Origin of the sequence: Methylovirgula sp. 4M-Z18 (assembly GCF_037890675.1) — a bacterium.
Taxonomy (GTDB): domain Bacteria; phylum Pseudomonadota; class Alphaproteobacteria; order Rhizobiales; family Beijerinckiaceae; genus 4M-Z18.
This window is the reverse complement of record NZ_CP149574.1, coordinates 3,985,418-4,002,834: the sequence shown is the minus strand read 5'-3', so window position 1 is coordinate 4,002,834 and position 17,417 is coordinate 3,985,418. Positions and strand designations below refer to the sequence as shown.

The window sequence follows — 17,417 nt, the reverse complement described above, 5'->3', positions numbered from 1 at the left end:
AAGCGATGAAAAAGAGTCAAGGCGATCGTCAATCTAACGAGCGCTGCGCGCACTTTTGGCACGGTGCCACATTTTCAGGCGAATGATTTCGTCCCACGTCCGCAGGACGGCCTGATGGAGTTTGCGGAAGTTGGAAGAGCTTAAGCCACACCGTGTCGGCTTTCGGGACCTCTTCCTCTTCGCGCAAGTCGTTCTTTGCAAAATATCTTTTGCCGATTCCGAGCCGCGATGTCCCCAACTCCGTGAGCTATCCAGGCTTGTCACGCGAGGCCACGTGCAGGTAAATGGTCGTCCCTTCGTTATACTCCGAGACATCATGCCCAGCCGCATTACGACCCCGGCAGAGCGGCTTGCCGATGAGCCGGCCAGGTTCGCCATCTTCACGATCTGCGCCAGCAACTATCTTGCGCATGCGAATGTCCTCGGTGCCTCGGTCCAGGCGTATCATCCCGGCCTGAAGCTAACTGTCTTTCTGCTCGATGCGCCGCCGCCAGGGATTGGCATGCCGGAACACCTTCGCATCGTTCCGGCAGAACAGGCCTTTGAACGCCGCGAATGGAATCACCGGCGGGCTCATTACGACATCCTCGAATTCGCGACGAGCGTGAAACCCGCCTGCTTCCGCTTCCTGTTCAGACGGGGCGTAGAGCGGGCCATTTATCTCGATCCTGATATCCGTCTGTTCCGACGGCTTGACCTCTTCTCGCAGGGCGACCAATCGGACGACGAATTGGTCCTGACGCCGCATATTCTCAGCCCGCTCCCAGATGACGGGCATCGACCGGACGACCTCGCAATCATGCGGGCCGGGCTTTACAATCTTGGTTTCGCCGCGATGAGGAACACGCCCGATGCGCGGGCGCTGCTGGAATGGTGGGATGCAAAGCTCCACGACCGTTGCCTTCAGGATGTGCGCGAGGGCGTCTTCACGGATCAGAAGTGGATGGACTACGCACCGCTGATGTTGACACACAGCAAGGTATTGCAACATCTCGGCTTCAACGTCGCCTACTGGAACCTGCATGAGCGCATTCCCCGCAATGTCGGGGGACATTGGCAGGTGGAAGGCTGGAAGGGCGGATCCTACGACCTTGTCTTCTTCCATTTCAGCGGCTTCGCGCCTGGGCGTAAGGGGATCTCCCGGCACGAGAACCGCTTCGGCTGTCACCCCCCGGGCGACGCAGCGCAGCTGTTCGATGATTATGCGGAGGCGCTGACAAGCGCGGGCCTGCCGTATTTTGGTGCGCTTGAGGCGCCACGCGTCAGCCTCCACGACGGCATCGGTTGGGACCCGGCGTGCCGCGCGCTGTATCGGCAGGCGATCGCCAAAGACCTAGACCTAGGCGACCCGCTCGATGAGCCCGGCTTCCTGGAATGGGCTGCCGGCCGTGCGCCCAACGATCATGTCACGCGCTATATCAGAACGGTTTTGTGGCTGCGCAGTGATGTCGCGGCGGCCTATGATGATGGCCGCGACACCGCAGGGCTTCGGGCCTGGATGCGGGGTTCGGGTGTGTCGGAGATGGGCCTCGATTCCACCCTGGTCGAACGCTTCATCGGCGAGGCAGCGAGCGGTCTTGCAAGGGTCAATTATGTGGGCTATCTGCGCGCGCATCTCGGTGTCGGCGAGGCCGCGCGGCAAAGCGTCGTGGCACTGGAAGCCGCGGGTGTCGCGGTGCGCATCCATGACATCTCCGCCGCCGCGGCAGCACCGATCGGCGGTTACGTTCTGCCGGAAGCGCCGGCGGCAGAAAGCCAGGCCCGCGTCACCATCCTCGGCTGCAATGCCGATGCCTTGCCGGGCGTCCTTCCGGCGCTGCCGTCCGACCTCCTTGACACCTACCGGGTCGGCTGCTGGTACTGGGAGACGCCGACCTTCCCGGAACAATGGTCCGACCGCTTCGATCTGGTGGACGAGATTTGGGTCGCCACGCGTTTTGTCGCCGAGGCGATCCGAGAGAAGGCGACGGTGCCCGTGGTGGTCATGCCGCCGATGGTGCGGCCGCCCAGCGCGCGGCGTGACCGCGCCTGGCTGGCCACGCTGCTGCCCGAGGTCACTCGGGAGGAATTCGTTTTCCTGTTCCAGTTCGATATCGCCTCCACCCCCTTCCGGAAGAATCCTGAAGGCCTGATTGCAGCTTTCAGCCAAGCCTTCTCGCCAGAGGAGCCGGTCCGGCTCGTCCTGAAGCTGCTAAACGGGCATGCCGAGCCCGACCTGGTGGACGACCTGCGCAATGCGGCTGCGGGCCGGCGGATCTCCATATTCGACGCGGCGCTGGAGAGCGCCGACCGCTTCCGTCTGCTCGCCAGCGTCGACAGTTTCGTCTCCCTGCATCGTTCGGAGGGCTTCGGCCTGTCGATCGCGGAAGCCATGGCCTATGGCCTGCCGGTGGTGGCGACCGGCTGGAGCGGCAATGCCGACTTCACCACGGCCGCGAATGCCGCGCTCGTCCCCTATGACCTCGTGCCGGGCGCGCGGGCATATGGCCCCTATCCGGCCGGCACGCTGTGGGCCGAGCCCAGGCTCGATGCGGCCGCGCAACTTATGCGCCGCGTCTGGACTGACAAGGCGTGGCGCGAAGCGATTGGGCAGGCGGGCGCCGCGACGATCGAGCGGCTCTATTCGGCGACGACAGTGGGTGAAGCAATGCGGGTGCGCCTGCAACGGATCGAACGCTCCGCACGGGTCAGGACGCGGCAGACGGCCCAGCGGCAAGCACTGTCGGAACCGCAGGTCGCGCAGGCGGCGGTTCGTAAACCCGTGCGCCTCAGCAGGATTGCACGCGATGTGTTCCGCTTTCCCGGCTATTACCTGATGCGGCTGCCGCGGCTGCCGGCCCTGCTCTGGCAGTCGGGTGTCTCGAACGCGCTCATCCAGGCGGAATTGGTGGCCGCGGGCTCGCCCGAGTTCAAACGGCAATACCGCATAAGTCTGGTGCCTGTCGCCTTGGCGGCACGCTGGCGCAGCTGGCGACGCGACCGCCGGTCGCGCAGCGAGCAGCGGCTCATCTCCTGACCGCGATGCGAGACGGAACAACGCCATGCTGACGCGCCCGTTGAAGGATATCGACCGCCCCCTCGCGGGTCATGACGATCCTGACGGGAAAAATGCCGCGACTTCCGGCTTCGGCGACATCGTCATCGCGATCCTCATCGGGATTTTCTGCTTCGCCGCCTACAACGCGAACATGCGGGCGATCCCAGCGGGCGACACGTATGGCGCACGCTATATGCCCTTCTCCATCCTGCGCAACCACAGCGTGGTGCTGGATCCGATCCTCGACATCATCGCCCAGGGACGGATTCCGCCGGCGCTGGGCGAGGACACCTCGGCCTTCTGGATCACGCATGCCCGCGGCCCGCATTATGTCTCGACCTATCCCATCGCCTTGCCGATCGTCATCGCGCCGCTCTACATACCCGCCGTCACCTATCTGGATGCGCGTGGGTGGGACCCGCATCTCGTCGATCAGGTCGCGCGGGTCATGGAGAAGCTCGTCGCCTCGCTCATCGCGGTGGCATCGGTCGCGCTGCTCTATCTTTTGCTGCGGCGGCGTGCCCCCTCAGGCACCGCAACGCTGCTCAGCCTCGTCTATGCCTTCGGCACCACGACCTGGGTGATCAGCAGCCAGGCGCTCTGGGCGCATGGGCCGGCGCAATTGCTGGTCGTCGCAACCATGCTGCTCCTAACGGGGCCGCGCATCGAATCGCCTGCCAGGCTGCGCGTGGTGATGGCGGGCTTCCTCTGCGCCTTGATCGCCGCGAACCGACCGCCCGACGCGATCCTGGCCACCGCGCTCGGGCTCTACGGCCTGCGCTGGGCGGGGCCGCGGCGCCTGCTGTTCGTCGCCGCAGGCCTCGTCCCTGTCGCTTTGACGGTGGCGTATAACCTGATGGTGGTCGGCCACATCGCTGGGGCCTATGCGCTCTTCGTCCGGCCGCACGACTACAACGACGACATTCTGGGCGGCATCGCCGGGCTGCTCGTCAGTCCGACGCGCGGCCTCTTCGTCTTCTCGCCCTTCCTGCTCTTTATCCCATTCTTGTTCCCCCTCGCGATGCGCGGGCGAGCGATGCGTGATCTGACCCTGCTCATGGCCGGCGCCATCGTCCTGCAGATCGTCCTCTATGCGATGGTCGACTGGCGGCAGGGGATGGCCTGGGGCCCACGCTGGCTCGGTGACGGCTTGCCGATGCTGATCTGGATGCTGCCCCCAATCGTCGCAGCCCTGTCGCGGCCGGGCTGCATGCTGTTCGGCATGGCCTGCGGGGTCGCCATCCTCATCCAAGCGGTCGGCGCCTTCTGGTATGTCGGCGCCGCCGATGCCGGCATGGGGCTGGGGGAGCGCGGGCCTGACCGGATGCGGCCGATGTGGCGGCCAGAAAACGCGCCCTTCGTGGCCGAACTCCGCCATCCCCCGGCGGCGTTCGACCTGCTGCGCAGGCTGCAGGGCAATATCGACCAGATCGAGGTCGTGGCCGAAGAGAGCGGCGGCGCCGAACGGCTGATCGATGCCGCCGGATGGGCGCTGGTCGATTCACGCTCGCCGACGGATGCCATGATCCTGGTGGATGGCCGCAGCGTCGCGGGGACGGGAACTTTCTTTACCCGCCCCGATGTCGTTCAGACGCTCGGCGAGACGAGCCCCGCCGGATGGCGGATGCGATTCCCCGTGGGCGCGCTCGCACCTGGGCGGCATGAACTCGCCGTTCTGGTCCGCGCCGATCCGGGCGGTGAGCCGCGACTGCTGCGGCAGCTTTCCTTCGACCTGCCAGCTGACAGCCCGGCCTGGCGGCAAGACCAGCAGTTCCAGCGGTCGGCGGACCTTGCGCGCCAGCGGTTGGCGGAACACCAGCGGCCGGAAGGTTACTGGCTGACCGCCTTCACAGGCGTGCCGCGTTTCGAAGCGCCGCAGGACGAGATGAACACTTATCTCAACGCGGTCATGCTCGACATCGCCGGTCCCGCTGCCACAGGTACGCCGCTGGCAGACGTGCTCGCGCGGACACGCCGTTTCCTCGCCGAGCAGATCGAGGCGGACGGGCTGGTCCGCTATCATGGCCGGCCGGACACGCCGACCATCGGCACGCTGGGATGCGCGATCACGCCGGATTCCGACGACACGGCGCTGGTCTGGCGAGTCGCGCCCGGCGCCTCCGGGCGCGACCGGCTGGCGGCGGCGCTGGAGACTATCGGCCGCTTCCGACGCGAGGACGGCCTCTACCGGACCTGGCTGGCGGAGCGCGCTCAGTATCGTTGCCTTGATCCCGGACGCGATCCGAACCCCGCCGATATTGGCATCCAGATGCACATCCTGCTGTTATTGGCGCAGGAGAACCCGCCGGCCGCGCGTGCGCTATGCGAAGCGCTCACAACACGGACGGCGGATGACGACCTCTGGGTCTATTATGCCGACGCGCCGCCCATAGTGATCCTGCGGCTGGCTGAACTGCAACAGGCAGGCTGCCCCCTGCATCCGCCGCCGTCGCGGCTGCGGACGGACGTTCCGGGCCAGGAGATCTGGGTCCAAGCCGCCGAGGCATTGTCCCGGATCCGAACCGGAGCGGGGAGTTGCCTAGAGACGAACCGGCTGTTGGAGAGGCTGGCGACCGAGGATTTTGCGGCGGTGAGCCGTATGCCGCCGTTGCTCTACCACAACGACCTGACGGCGAGCGTGCGGCGCTTCTACTGGTCCGAGGATATCGGCTATGCGCTGTGGCTGCGGCTTTATTACGAGCGGCAGCGCATCGGCTGGGCGGCACAGGACTGCGGTGAGGAGGGAAGATGATCGACGCCGAAGTCGCGCCGGCACGACCGCGCGCCCTCTTCTCCGCTCTGTTGCGCCCGTTCACCTGCATCCGCGTCGGCGAGGTCTGTGTGCTGCAGGGTGCCCCCATCATCGGAGCTCTCTTCGCGCTAAAAACCCTCTCTTCGGCCGCACTGGTCCCGCTCGTCCTGCTCGTCGCCGGCAATCTCTGCCTGGTCGGGCATGTCTTCGTGCTAAACGACTGGGCTGGGATCGAGACGGACATGAAGGATCCAACTCGGTCTGCGAGAACCTTCAGAACCAGGGGCGCGAGCCCGACCGAGATGGGCTGGCTCGCGCTCGCACTGCTGGTCGCCGCGCTCGGCCTGTTCGGCTCGCTCGGTTGGGGCGCCTTCACGATCGGCGCGCTCATCGCTTTGCTGAGCGCGCTCTATTCCGTGCCCAAGCTGGGCGGCGGTAAAGGGGTTCCGCTTCTCAGCTCCATCCTGCATCTCGCCGGCGGTGTGCTGCATTTCCTTCTCGGCTACGCCGCTGTTGTGTCGCTCTCCTGGGGCGCCGTGGCGACCGGCGGCTTCTTCGGTCTGGTCTTCGCCGCGGGCCATCTCACGCATGAGACGCGCGACCATGACGGGGACCGCGGCAGCGGCATTCGCACCAATGCCGTCGCCTTTGGCAAGCAGCATAGCTTTTTCGCCAGCCTTGCGCTGTTCGCCCTCGCCTATCTCCTTCTCGCCCTGCTCGCGCTGAACGGGATCGTGCCCGGGCCGCTGGCTCCGGCGGCGATGTTGGGGGGCGCGCTGCACGGGCTGGCGGCGCTGCGGGCCTTCCGGGCCGGCCTGACATTCGACGGCCTGCGGCGGCTCCAGGCCTTCTATCGGCGGCTGCACGGGGCCATTGGCCTCCTCATGCTGTTCACGGCGTTGCCATGGCGGCTGTGATGGGCGGTGTGGACGCCCTGCCGTCGCAGCTGTTCGGCCTGCTCTACGGCCAGCGGTTGACGGATCTGGAGGCGTGCCACAGGATGTTCATGCGCTGTGTCGGCGACCAGCCTCGCATCACCTGCGAAGATTTCGGCTGCGAAACCCAGATCACCCGAGCGCTGCGCTGGCGCATGCGAGAGATCGGCGTTCGGAATCGCGGTCATACTTACGCACACGGCAAGAGGATCGGGCGGTGCGACGGACTGAAGGCGCTCTGGTCCTTGGAGCGGTTCCGCGTCGCGCTTTTGCCCTTACCACTCTGAGACGTGGAGTGAGGCTGGCATGGTGACGCGTACAGCAATCTTCGTCCTTGGCATGCACCGCAGTGGCACCTCTGCCCTGACGCGGATGCTGAGCTTGCTCGGTGCGTCCCTGCCACGGCGCTTGCTGCTGGCCGGGGCCGGCAATGAATTGGGGCATTGGGAACCGGAAGCAGCCGTCGCCCTGCATGATCGGCTGCTCACGGCGGCCGGCACTTCGACCAACGGACTAGACATCCCGCCGGAGAGTTGGTTCTCGACGGCTGCCGCCGAGGCCTTCCTGGAGCCGATGCGCGCGTTGATCGGCGCCGATTTCGACGATGCGCCGCTCTTCGTTCTCAAGGATCCGCGCAGCGCGCTGGTCTTTCCCCTCTGGCGTCGTGTCCTGGCGGAACTCGGCATCGATTGCCGGCCCGTCATCCTATCACGCAACCCGCTCGAAGCGGCGGCATCGCTCGTGGCCCGCCAGAAGACCCTGGAGCCTGAGCAGTCCTGGACGCTTGATCGCGCGGGGCTGCTCTGGCTGCGTACTATGCTGGCGGCCGAACATCATACGCGTGGTGCCGTCCGCGCCTTCTGCACTTATTCCGACCTGTTTGGCGACTGGCGCAGCGTCGCCGCGCGCCTGGGGCAAGAACTCAGCCTCGTCTGGCCGAGACCGCTGGCCGAGGCCGCACCGGAAATCGACAGCTTCCTCGATGCGCGGCATCGCCATCAATCGGCGGACCAAGTGCCGACAACCCGCGGCGGCGTCTGGTCATCCTGGATCGGGCCGGCCTTCGAGGCGCTGCGCCATACGGGCGCACGGCGCGAGCCCGACACCGCGGTGCTAGACGCGATCGCGCGATCCTTCGCAGATGTCTGCGCCGCGATCCGTCCCGCGCCCGAGCCGGAGGCCACGCCCGTCGACGCCTCCGTCGCTTTCGTCCCTGACGTCGCGGCGGAGCAGCGCGGCCTGTGCTTGGTGGTCACGACCGCAATGCTGGACGAGGATCGCGACTCGGCGCTTGCCGCCATCCTCGACACCGCGACCGCGGCCCGCGCTGCCCTGACGATCCTTCCCGCCGGACCCTTTCCGCCCGCGGCGAGCGCGACGCTGGCGGCTCTCGCCGCTGGGCGCTGCATCGTCCTTCAACCTTGCGATGGCAGCATGCTGCCGATCGAACCCGCCTTCATGCGGATGACGGTCGCGCTGTTTCGCCGCCTGCGCATGCATCTCTTCGATGCGATCCTGTTCCCGCACCATGGGGGCCTCGCCCATGCCGCCGTCATTGCCAGGCAGACGGGTCTCGCCTTCGCCGGGACGCGGCTCGGCGTCATCGTCTTCGGTGGGGCTCGCCGGCAGCGCGAGCGTGAGCGGCGCTTTCCCGCTGATCTCGTGACCCTCTCGATCGAGCATATCGAGCAGACGGCGATCGAGGGCGCCGACGCCGTCTTGCTTCCCGATCCGGCTGTCGCCCAGTGGATGCGCGACGCCGGCTGGCATGTCGCGCCGAACGCAGACACCGCCGTCGGGCATGATATCCGGAACGCGGTGATACGGCTGCTGCGGCCGGAGGACGAACTGGCGGCGTACCCCGCAACGGCGCGCGAAGGCGGGGACGGCATCACCATCGTCATCCCCCATTTCGAGCAGCCGCATCTGCTGGAGCAGAATCTTCAAGCGCTCCTGCAACAGACGGATCGCGACTTCTCGGTGCTGGTGGTCGATGACGGCAGCCAGGGAGCCGAGGCGCAGCACTGCCTCGCGGACGTTGAGGAGCGATACTGCGCGCTGAGCCTAAAGCTGCTGCGCCAGCCCAATCGCTATCTGGGCGCGGCCCGCAATGCGGGGATTCGCGCCGCGGAGACGGAATGCATCATCCTCCTCGATGACGACAACATCGCTTTCCCGACCATGGTGGCGACGCTGCGCCGAGCCATGCGCAGCACGCGCGCCGACATCGTCACCTGCGGCATCCGCCATTTCCACGACGCCACGGGCCAGCCGGACGCTGCGGCGTCAGGCCAAGGCCCCGACCAGCTCTTCGCCGCCGGCCCGGTGCTGGTCGGCGCCATCCAAAATTGCTTCGGCGATGCGTCGGGAATCTATCGCCGGACGGTCTTCGACCGGGTGGGGTATTTCCACGAACTGCGTGGCGTAACTTATGAGGACTGGCAACTGCATCTGCGTGCCGTGGCCGCGGGATTGCGGCTGGTGAGCTTGCCGGAACCCCTCGTCTGGTACCGCGTCCGGCCGGACAGCATGCTGCGCAGCACGCATCCCTATGACAATGCTCGCGTGATCGCCGCGACGATCCAGCAGATGCCTTGTGCGGGGCTGGACCCGTTAGCAGATTTCCTGATCGGGCAGGAAGCGGAGCGGACCAGGCTGAACCGCGCCGTCGATGCGGTGCGGGCCGTATCCGCCGCTCAAGCTGCCGCCATGTCCGACATCGGGCTCGACGTCACCCGGCACGCCCATGCGCTCGAGCGGATGTTGGAGGTGCGGACCGAAGATGCGCGGCGTGCGGAGCGCTACGCACGATCCCTGGAAGAGACACTGGAGGAAACGCGCAACGCCCGCGATACGGCGATCGACTATGCCCGCAGTCTGGAAAAGGCGCGCGCCGATGCCGAAACTTACGCGCGACACCTCGAAGCGGAGCTTGCGCGGATCACCGGGGCAAGGGAGGCACGGTAGATGTCCGCGGCTCCAAGACGGATCGGTTCATGACAGCTCTTGCGTCGCGAAAGTCGTCGACATTCGCGTCATCTACCAGGATACTCGGTCGCAGGGCTCAGTTAACTGCTGCATAACCGATCGTTTGTACGAAGGTGACGAATTGTCCTTCCGGCAAGCGGAGGGCCTGACCAAGACCCTTTGTGTCTACGGCGCCTCGAAAAACCGTACCCAGGCCTTCTGACGCGCAGAATAAATAGATATTTTCGCCGATAAAGGCCGCGTCGACCGAAGCATAGAGGCGCCGTTCTTCATCTGTAACATCAACCATACGCTCGCCATGTGCAACATAAATCAATTCTACTGGTGCTGTGGTAACGAAATCTTGAGAACCGGTCTTTGAACGAATGTCGGCCGCCGTATGCAACCGTAACGCATGGGCTTGCGGATCATAGAGATAGACGCCGTCAGCCCGCGCAACATAAAGATCCGTGATCATCGCATGTCGCCAGGACGGTGCAGTGCGATCTCCGTTAGGTCGGTTAATTCCAAATGCGGCCCAAAGCAAATCGGATAAAATGCCGTGAGGGATCGGTCTGCTATCATAATGTCGCGTCGAACGCCGGAACTTGAGTGCCGCAAGCAATGGAATGCCACTGTAACGAACGGGAGGAGACAAAGAAACGACCAGCGTCGAGGCCTCAGAGGACGCGTTCAAGGCATGCAATGTGTCAGTCATACAGAATTCTCTGTGTATCATGAGCTTGCGATCATTCTGAAACTATGGGTTTTCGGCGCGTTGATGTAAGTCAAATGCTCTTCGAAAGCTAAAAGATCGTCTCATTTTCTGAGTCACGGACAGGCCTCGAGTGCGGATCCTGGCGTCGATTGGCAAGGTGGATCGGGGACACAACGACAACCCGAAAGATATGACGGATCTACTCCGAGAGATATCGGCGATGGAGATCTTTATCGTACGAGGGTATTGAAACATTGGATAGATGAATCGACGGGTCTATGATTCGAGAATCCGACACCACGGTCTCGCTCGCCTATTCATCCATAGTGAAAAGCGATTGCTACAAATCAAAGCGCAATTTGAGGCGCAAGACGACAATTCTCCGGGATCGAGAGCGTGTCAAAGGCGGATAGTGATGTGCCGCCGCGCCGAACGTGCCTTCGATCTGTCGGCTCTGCCGAGCCCAAGCGCAATCGCAGGCACCTAGCCGCTCTTATTCATGAGCATGCTGCAGCTTGAAGGCTTCTGTCGATTGTGTGCGTTGAGACGCGGGTCTGCGTTCAGATTTTTCGCCGTCTGACGAACGATACTGTTTGCACGCGCTGTTGGGATTGGCATGGGCGATGTGGGGCGCTTGCCCGATCTGTCCACGGCCCAAGTGGCGCCAGGGCACCGGGCAAGCCGCGAACCAAATCAATCTCGGGACAGGCGGCGGCGAATGCGAGACGCACGCAGCTGAGCGTCTCGATGACCCGGGCGGCAATTTTCAACAGGCATAGACGCAAGGTTGCGAACTCCGCTGTCGCGAGGTCGCGGGGCTTTGGAATCGCGTCGCGGACGGCGAGCATGAGCCAATAGGCGGCGGTGTGCAACACCAGACGGACTTGGTTCGCGATCGCCGAGTGGCAGGAGGTTCGATCGGACGCCAGATGGGTCTTGTGCAGCTTGATCAGGTTTTCGGCCTGCCCGCGTGCGCAATAGAGACTGTCGTAGAGTCATTCCGCCGAACCGCGGTCGAGATTAGTGACCACGAAACCGATGTCGAGACCCAGCCTGGTCCCTTCGATGCGGGCGACCGCGCATCGCTCGCATCTCCACGACTTCGCCTTGTGCGGCATCGCGGCGTAATCGCGCACGACCGCTTTGTCATCGATTCCGCGTTTCGTGCGGATGGCGTCGGGCCGGGATTTTTCTGTATCGTAGATATGGATCGGCAGAAAGCAGCGCTCGTCATCATGGGCGTTGAACAGCAACAACTGCCGCTGGCCGTGCGCGACCTCGCAGGTGTCATCGATGTCGAGGGTGACGGACCCTGGTTCCCGCTCATAGGACGCCATCCATTGATCGACGAGGGCTTAGATCAAGCGAAACACGTCTTTCAGGCCGGGCGCGTTCCCAGCCGCGACAGGATTGGCTGCGAACATAGGTCCGAACCCGTGTCCGGCAGGCGCCCGCAGGCGAGCTTGAACGCTGGGTCCGATCGCAGGAAATCCAGATCGTCGGCGTCCTCGTAGCCACAGCGGATCGCGAACACGTGGGCGCGGATCATGTCCGCCAGCGTATGTGTAATACGCGTCGGGTCGCGACGGTCAGGGAAGATGCGGGCGAGACGTTCGGCGATGCCGAGGCGTCGTTCAACCATGGTGAGGAGCACCACGCCGCCATCAGAAGTGAGACGACCGCCATCGAAATCAGCTGTGACTTTCTTGGGCGCGACGGCTGGAAACGAGAACGGCAGAATCGTATTGTCGGTCATGGCGGGCGCAAAATGCACGACGGTTTGGCAAAGACACCCGAATCCTACGCCGCAGCAGGCTCTTACGCTATGCCCACCAGCGCCAAATTCATGCGAGCTGAATAATCCAGGCTAGATATTTCCCTTTCTTGATTTTGATCAATGTGTCCCTACGTGGATTTGACAATATGAACGACCCTTTTTCTGGGGATTATAAAGTATCGTCATCTGTTGATCCCAACGGAATGGTTCGCCGCTTTCCGTCATTGCCTTGCAAAAGAGTCCCGCATTTGCGAAAGACATGAACGCGAAAATCACGGTGCTAACGATGATCGAGCCTGGTTCCCTATTCGCTGTCGACACCAGGCGGTTGAGGGAATCGCGGAAAGAGTGCGAGAACTACCTGCATGCGCAGGCACTGCGCATATTGGATCGCGCCAAAGAGAAGGCAAAGTCCTGGGGCGTCCCGTGCACAGTCATCCGAGTTAAAAATGCCGACCCTTACAAGGTCATCATCGACACGGGGGAAAAATGTCTCTGCAATCTCATTGCAATGGCGTCACACGGGCGGAGCGGTGTATCCGGCCTCATGATCGGCCGTCAGACGGCAAGACTTCTAACATGTTCAAAAATTCCTGTGCTCGTTTTTCGGTAAAGGCGGAAATATTGCGCCATGCTCAATTGATGCTCTCTCGCTGTCTCAGCTTAGCAACATGAGAGGACGAGTTTGGCTTCACTGATCGGTCAAAATCAACAATGAATATTTGTCACATCCACTCAATGCGAGTTTCTGAGAGCGGGGCTGCAGGTAATGAGCGCAGTGACGGACGTTAATGACCATTGCAGCTGATCGAAGATCTGAGGTTTGATGCAACAAAACAAAAAAATATCAAAGCATATATCGTAATACACACTTCCGTCCCAAAGCGCCGGATCATTATGGTCAGTTGCGACGCAATCCAAGCGACTAACGGCGTCTTTCCGACGGAAATGGCTATACGAAAAAACGCCGCGGCGACGCGTCTCTTGTAATAGGTCGGTATTTTGCGTTGGAGGGTTGAGATGCGGCGCACGCATATCTCTCGAGCTGCAGCGATCCTCCATCTGCTAAACTGAAAATGCATTCAGCAACAGGAGCGCATTATGAAATGGAAGATACATACAGCTGTGCTAACGTTAGTGGGCTTTATGTCTGCGGCACAAGCGCAAGATGTAATGGCCGCAGACGATGTCGCACAGGGGCACAAATTAGCGATTATGATATGCTCATATTGTCATGTGGCAGCCAAAGATCAAGAGGCCAAACCGATCTTGAATCCGCCCGCTCCGCCGTTTTCGCGCATTGCCCAACGGAAGGAGTTATCGGCAGCTTGGTTGCAAAACTTCCTGACCACCACTCATCGAGACATAAGCAGCCCAAAGGGCATGCCGAACCCTGAATTGTTAGATTATCAAATCAAACAAATGGCAGCTTATCTACTGAGTTTGAAACACTGAACCGACGCAAGGGATTCAAGAATTGCGGCATAGCTTGATTGTGCCTCTGCGCCTCTTGTCAATCAGCCGTGGAAGCCCGCAGTCGCGCGTTATTGACCATGGGTGTGGCGCCGAAGCAAAATGCGCAGATACAGGCCATCGAATCATGCGGCGCGTCGCCGAGAGCGGAGAGAATTTTTACTCTGCCGCCAAGTAGAATAACGCGTCGGTCATTAGCACGAGGCGAATCCGTATCGCAGTGTGCATTATTGTGCCCAACGAAGATGCCTTGCCCCCACGCGCCATGCTGACGTCCGGAGGACTTGCGGGCGTTTTGTTGGGGCTTGCCGTGTCGCTGGCCATTTCTTTCTTTTTTGGCTGGCCGGCGCCGTTCTCGGTAACCGCTGTTGCAGGCGGTGTTCCTTCGCGGCAATGGGTGATATATGCTTCGGTTACTTCCCTGCCCACAAAGCGGCCCGTCTCGATCCAATCGAGGCGTTGCGTTACCAATCAACCTGTCGCTTCCTATGCCATCGCCAGATGGCGGAAAATCAGTATCTTAATCTGATCAAGAACAAAGGCGAAGATGATTGTCGCAATGCCTAGCCCCGCGACGATCTGGGGTGGCAGCGGCGCCATCAGCCATCCACCGATCGCGAGGGCAGAAAAGAACGACAGGTCGATCGCGGACGAAGCCATGAGCCAGACGCTCGGGCGCGACGCCCACAAGCGGTGTCGCTCGCGAACCACATAGAGTACTGCCTGGCCGCTGAAAACCAGCGTGATCACGGCGAGACTGCGCGAAGCTTCAAGATCAAACCCGAGGCGGAATTTGCCAAAGGCCAGAATACTGCCGCAGAATAGCAAATTGCACGCACCCAGAATCAGGCCCGCTAGGGTGAGATGATTGATCCGCCAATTGTTGGGTATTACCGACGGCCGGACATTATCGGTGGTGGCCGCCATGGCGAGGAAATCGCCGGTGGTCATCAGGACAATCATCAACAGCGGCGTCAGAATGGCATGGCCGGTGAGAACCAATCCCAGGGTTAGGAACAACAGTTGGTCGATCTTGCGGGTGAGCGAGCGCAGCGTATAGGTCAAGATCCGCTGGAAGGTGATGCGTCCTTCGCGGATGGCCGCCACAATAGAGCCAAGGCCGGACTCAGTCAGCACCATCCCGGCAGCCGCTTTTGCCACATCGGTGGCCGAGGCCACGGCAATGCCCATTTGCGACTGACGCAGAGCAGCAGCATCATTGGCGCCGTCGCCGCACATGCCCACCACATGTCCGTCGCGTTGAAACGCTTTGACGATATTGAATTTGTCCTCCGGCAAAATGCCGGCGAACACGGCGAAATCTTCAGGGCCTATTCGATCAGGAATTTGTCCCGCGGAAAAGACCGGCCCGTTGATGCCCACGGCGCGTGCAATCGTCGCGGCCGTTACCGGCGCATCACCCGTAACCATCACAACATGGACACCAAGATCGCGTAGGCGCGAAATCAATACGGCGGAATCAGCACGTGGCGGATCGGCCAGTGCGATAAGACCAACGATGGCCATCTGCTGCGGCTCCCCCACGGCGACTGCGAGAACCCGCGCGCCCTGTGCCTCCAGTTCTTCCGCCAGCCCCGTGACATCAGCCTTGGCCCCGGCCAGATCGTTCACATAGGCAAACGCGCCTTTGACAATTCGCAATTCCCGCCCCTGCGCGTTGCAGGCCAGCGCTTCCGACCTTTTCTTTTCTGGATCAAAGGGGAAAAAACATCGCACCGTTGGCATATCGGTCAAACGGAGCTGCGCGGCTGCCCGTCGAATGGCCTGATCAACCGGATCCTGGCCGCCATCTGAACTCGCAAGACCAGCAAAAGCAAGAACATGGTCGATGTCATATCCTGGCAGTGGGCGCACGGCGACCACCGACAATGCGTTGCGGGTCAGGGTGCCGGTCTTGTCAACGCAGAGAACGTCCATAGATGCAGCTTCATCCACCGCCGACAGCCGGGTCAGCAGCACGCCGCGCTTGGCCAACGCCTCGGCACCGAAGGCGGTTGCCAATGTGAACGTGGCGGGCAGCGCCATCGGGATTGCCGCCAACATGGCTGTCAGGAGCAACGGCACAAGCTCGCCGACCGGCAAGCCCAACCAGGTTGCATAAATGAGTTGCAACAGGACAATCAGGCCATTGAAAAGCGCAAGATTGCGCACGACGCGGAAAATCGCCTTTTGTTGTGATCCTGTGACATGGGCGGTGCGCACCAATTCTGCGGTACGGCCAAATTTGGTGCGACCGCCGGTCGCCGTCACTTCAGCGACAGCCTCGCCTCGCCGCACCAGCGCTCCCGCATAGGTGATCGTGCCAATTCCGCCTTCAACGGGTAGGGATTCCCCCGTCAGCATCGATTGATCGAGCAACACATTACCCGAATGCACTTCAACATCCGCCGGAACCACGCTGCCTAGAGACAGTTTGACGACATCGCCGGGCACCAACTCCTTTGCCGGAACGATGATCCAATCACCCTCCCGGCGTACTGAGGCGTTGAGCGCGAGGCGCGACTTTAGCGCATTAAGCGTCGCTTCGGCGCGACCTTCATGAAATAGGCCAAGCGCGGCATTGAAAACGACCAGGGCGGCCATGACCAGTGCCTCGATCTGCTGCCCAAGGACAAGTTGCAACACAATCGCCGCCTCCAGCATACAGGGAACAGGCGCGAAAAACTTGCCCAAAACCCGCCGCCAGAAATGGGACGTAACAGTTGCAATGGCATTTGGCCCACACTGCTCGAGTCGGCGCTGGGCTTCGGCACTCGTCAACCCCGCCTCACGCTCAGCCATTTCCTTCGCCACGAGTGGAACATTCATGGCATCTTACGCTTTCAGCGCCGGTCGCGCATTGCCGGAATATGATCGAGTTGTTTAACTTCCGTCACGCGATAGGTATGCATCACGCCTTGATTCTGAATCGAGACATATTCGCCTGGCAGCAGCCGTGCCTGATTGCGCCGAGGACCAGAATCCTCGTCTTCTGCACTTGAGGCGTCATCGGACTCATAGTCAAGAGACCAGTGCCCGCCCGGCTTACGTCGCAACTGCGCGTGCATGTCCTCTGCGGGGGGGGGGGCAAAATGCCGAACCCGGCACACTTCACGATGCGCCTTCCATCCGACGGGATCAAGATGCTGCTGCGCATCCCATGGAACGAGCAGATCGTGGCCTTCGCGACTGTCACCTTGCGGATGGCCCCTCTCCCGCGCCAACTCGAGATGCACATGATAAAAACAGGTCGGTGGTCGCGTCGTCGTCACGGTCAATTTCCCCACCGCTCGATGGGGCCGTTAGGCCGCGTGACTTTGCGGTGTCTTGCTGGCCGCTGCTTTCGCAATTTTATCGACACTTTCCCTGGCCATTTCCGTCAATTGGCCGACCTCCGTCGTGTAGTCTTCGGATACGCGCTGCCAGAAACGACTCTGCACTTCGGACATTTTGGTGAGATCATGACATTGCCCGAGACTATGAAAGAAATCACTTTGCGCCTTCATCCGGCGACCCATGAAGTCAAGTATTTGAGACAATGTGTTCATTTGTAATTCTATCACCTTTTCATGCAGGTGATACATAGGGGCGAATTGCGCCCGAACCGACTTTATTGCGTCTTCGGACGCTGATTGAACCAATTTGGCGGGATTCGTTGACATAGCGTTACTCCTTGCTCTGAAACGTTTATTGAATGTCATCTCGGGGAAATTCTGACCTTGATCTGCATCAAGCCTTAATCGGCAAATTTACGGCAC

The 17,417-nt window shown here is 61.7% G+C and carries 11 protein-coding genes and 1 pseudogene; 7 read left to right on the top strand and 5 right to left on the bottom strand.

What is annotated here, in order from left to right; all coding sequences use genetic code 11:
* Nucleotides 1-502: 502 nt before the first annotated feature.
* The 5 genes from V9T28_RS18410 to V9T28_RS18390 are packed head-to-tail and all read left to right on the top strand — an operon-like array spanning nt 503 to nt 9,691.
* Nucleotides 503-3,016 (top strand): glycosyltransferase, encoded by a 2,514-nt coding sequence (locus tag V9T28_RS18410; RefSeq protein ID WP_158554880.1) that lies wholly within the window; start codon nt 503-505, stop codon nt 3,014-3,016.
* 25 nt (nt 3,017-3,041) lie between these two features.
* A complete protein-coding gene (locus V9T28_RS18405; protein WP_116402192.1) occupies nt 3,042-5,789 on the top strand; it encodes a hypothetical protein in 2,748 nt (915 codons plus the stop codon).
* Nucleotides 5,786-6,706, top strand: coding sequence for a UbiA family prenyltransferase (locus V9T28_RS18400; protein ID WP_116402191.1), 921 nt, complete (start codon nt 5,786-5,788; stop codon nt 6,704-6,706). Before V9T28_RS18405 ends, V9T28_RS18400 begins: the two co-directional genes overlap by 4 nt.
* Nucleotides 6,706-7,011: a hypothetical protein gene (locus V9T28_RS18395; protein ID WP_116402190.1), complete on the top strand. Its 306-nt coding sequence runs from the start codon at nt 6,706-6,708 to the stop codon at nt 7,009-7,011. The genes V9T28_RS18400 and V9T28_RS18395 overlap by 1 nt, the downstream gene beginning before the upstream one ends.
* Nucleotides 7,012-7,030: 19 nt before the next feature.
* Nucleotides 7,031-9,691, top strand: coding sequence for a glycosyltransferase (locus V9T28_RS18390; protein ID WP_116402189.1), 2,661 nt, complete (start codon nt 7,031-7,033; stop codon nt 9,689-9,691).
* 97 nt (nt 9,692-9,788) lie between these two features.
* Here the strand turns inward: V9T28_RS18390 and V9T28_RS18385 are convergent, their stop codons facing one another.
* Both V9T28_RS18385 and V9T28_RS18380 read right to left on the bottom strand, forming a co-directional pair.
* Complete coding sequence (locus V9T28_RS18385; protein WP_116402309.1) at nt 9,789-10,409, bottom strand: nitroreductase family protein; 621 nt, start codon at nt 10,407-10,409, stop codon at nt 9,789-9,791.
* Between the two features lie 650 nt (nt 10,410-11,059).
* A pseudogene (locus tag V9T28_RS18380) lies at nt 11,060-12,165 on the bottom strand (transposase); the annotation flags it as partial.
* A gap of 280 nt (nt 12,166-12,445) precedes the next feature.
* Here V9T28_RS18380 and V9T28_RS23400 point away from each other — a divergent pair.
* Together V9T28_RS23400 and V9T28_RS18375 are read left to right on the top strand one after the other, a co-directional pair.
* Nucleotides 12,446-12,799, top strand: coding sequence for a universal stress protein (locus tag V9T28_RS23400; RefSeq protein ID WP_445242134.1), 354 nt, complete (start codon nt 12,446-12,448; stop codon nt 12,797-12,799).
* A 488-nt stretch (nt 12,800-13,287) separates the two neighbouring features.
* A complete protein-coding gene (locus V9T28_RS18375) occupies nt 13,288-13,641 on the top strand; it encodes a c-type cytochrome (RefSeq protein ID WP_116402187.1) in 354 nt (117 codons plus the stop codon).
* A gap of 504 nt (nt 13,642-14,145) precedes the next feature.
* Here the strand turns inward: V9T28_RS18375 and V9T28_RS18370 are convergent.
* Genes V9T28_RS18370 through V9T28_RS18360 form a run of 3 tightly spaced genes read right to left on the bottom strand, consistent with a single transcriptional unit; the run spans nt 14,146 to nt 17,321 of the window.
* Complete coding sequence (locus V9T28_RS18370; RefSeq protein WP_116402186.1) at nt 14,146-16,488, bottom strand: HAD-IC family P-type ATPase; 2,343 nt, start codon at nt 16,486-16,488, stop codon at nt 14,146-14,148.
* A gap of 14 nt (nt 16,489-16,502) precedes the next feature.
* Complete coding sequence (locus tag V9T28_RS18365) at nt 16,503-16,931, bottom strand: hypothetical protein (protein WP_116402307.1); 429 nt, start codon at nt 16,929-16,931, stop codon at nt 16,503-16,505.
* A 30-nt stretch (nt 16,932-16,961) separates the two neighbouring features.
* Entirely contained in the window at nt 16,962-17,321 is a 360-nt protein-coding gene (locus V9T28_RS18360) for a phasin family protein (RefSeq protein WP_158554878.1), read from the bottom strand.
* Nucleotides 17,322-17,417 lie beyond the last annotated feature (96 nt).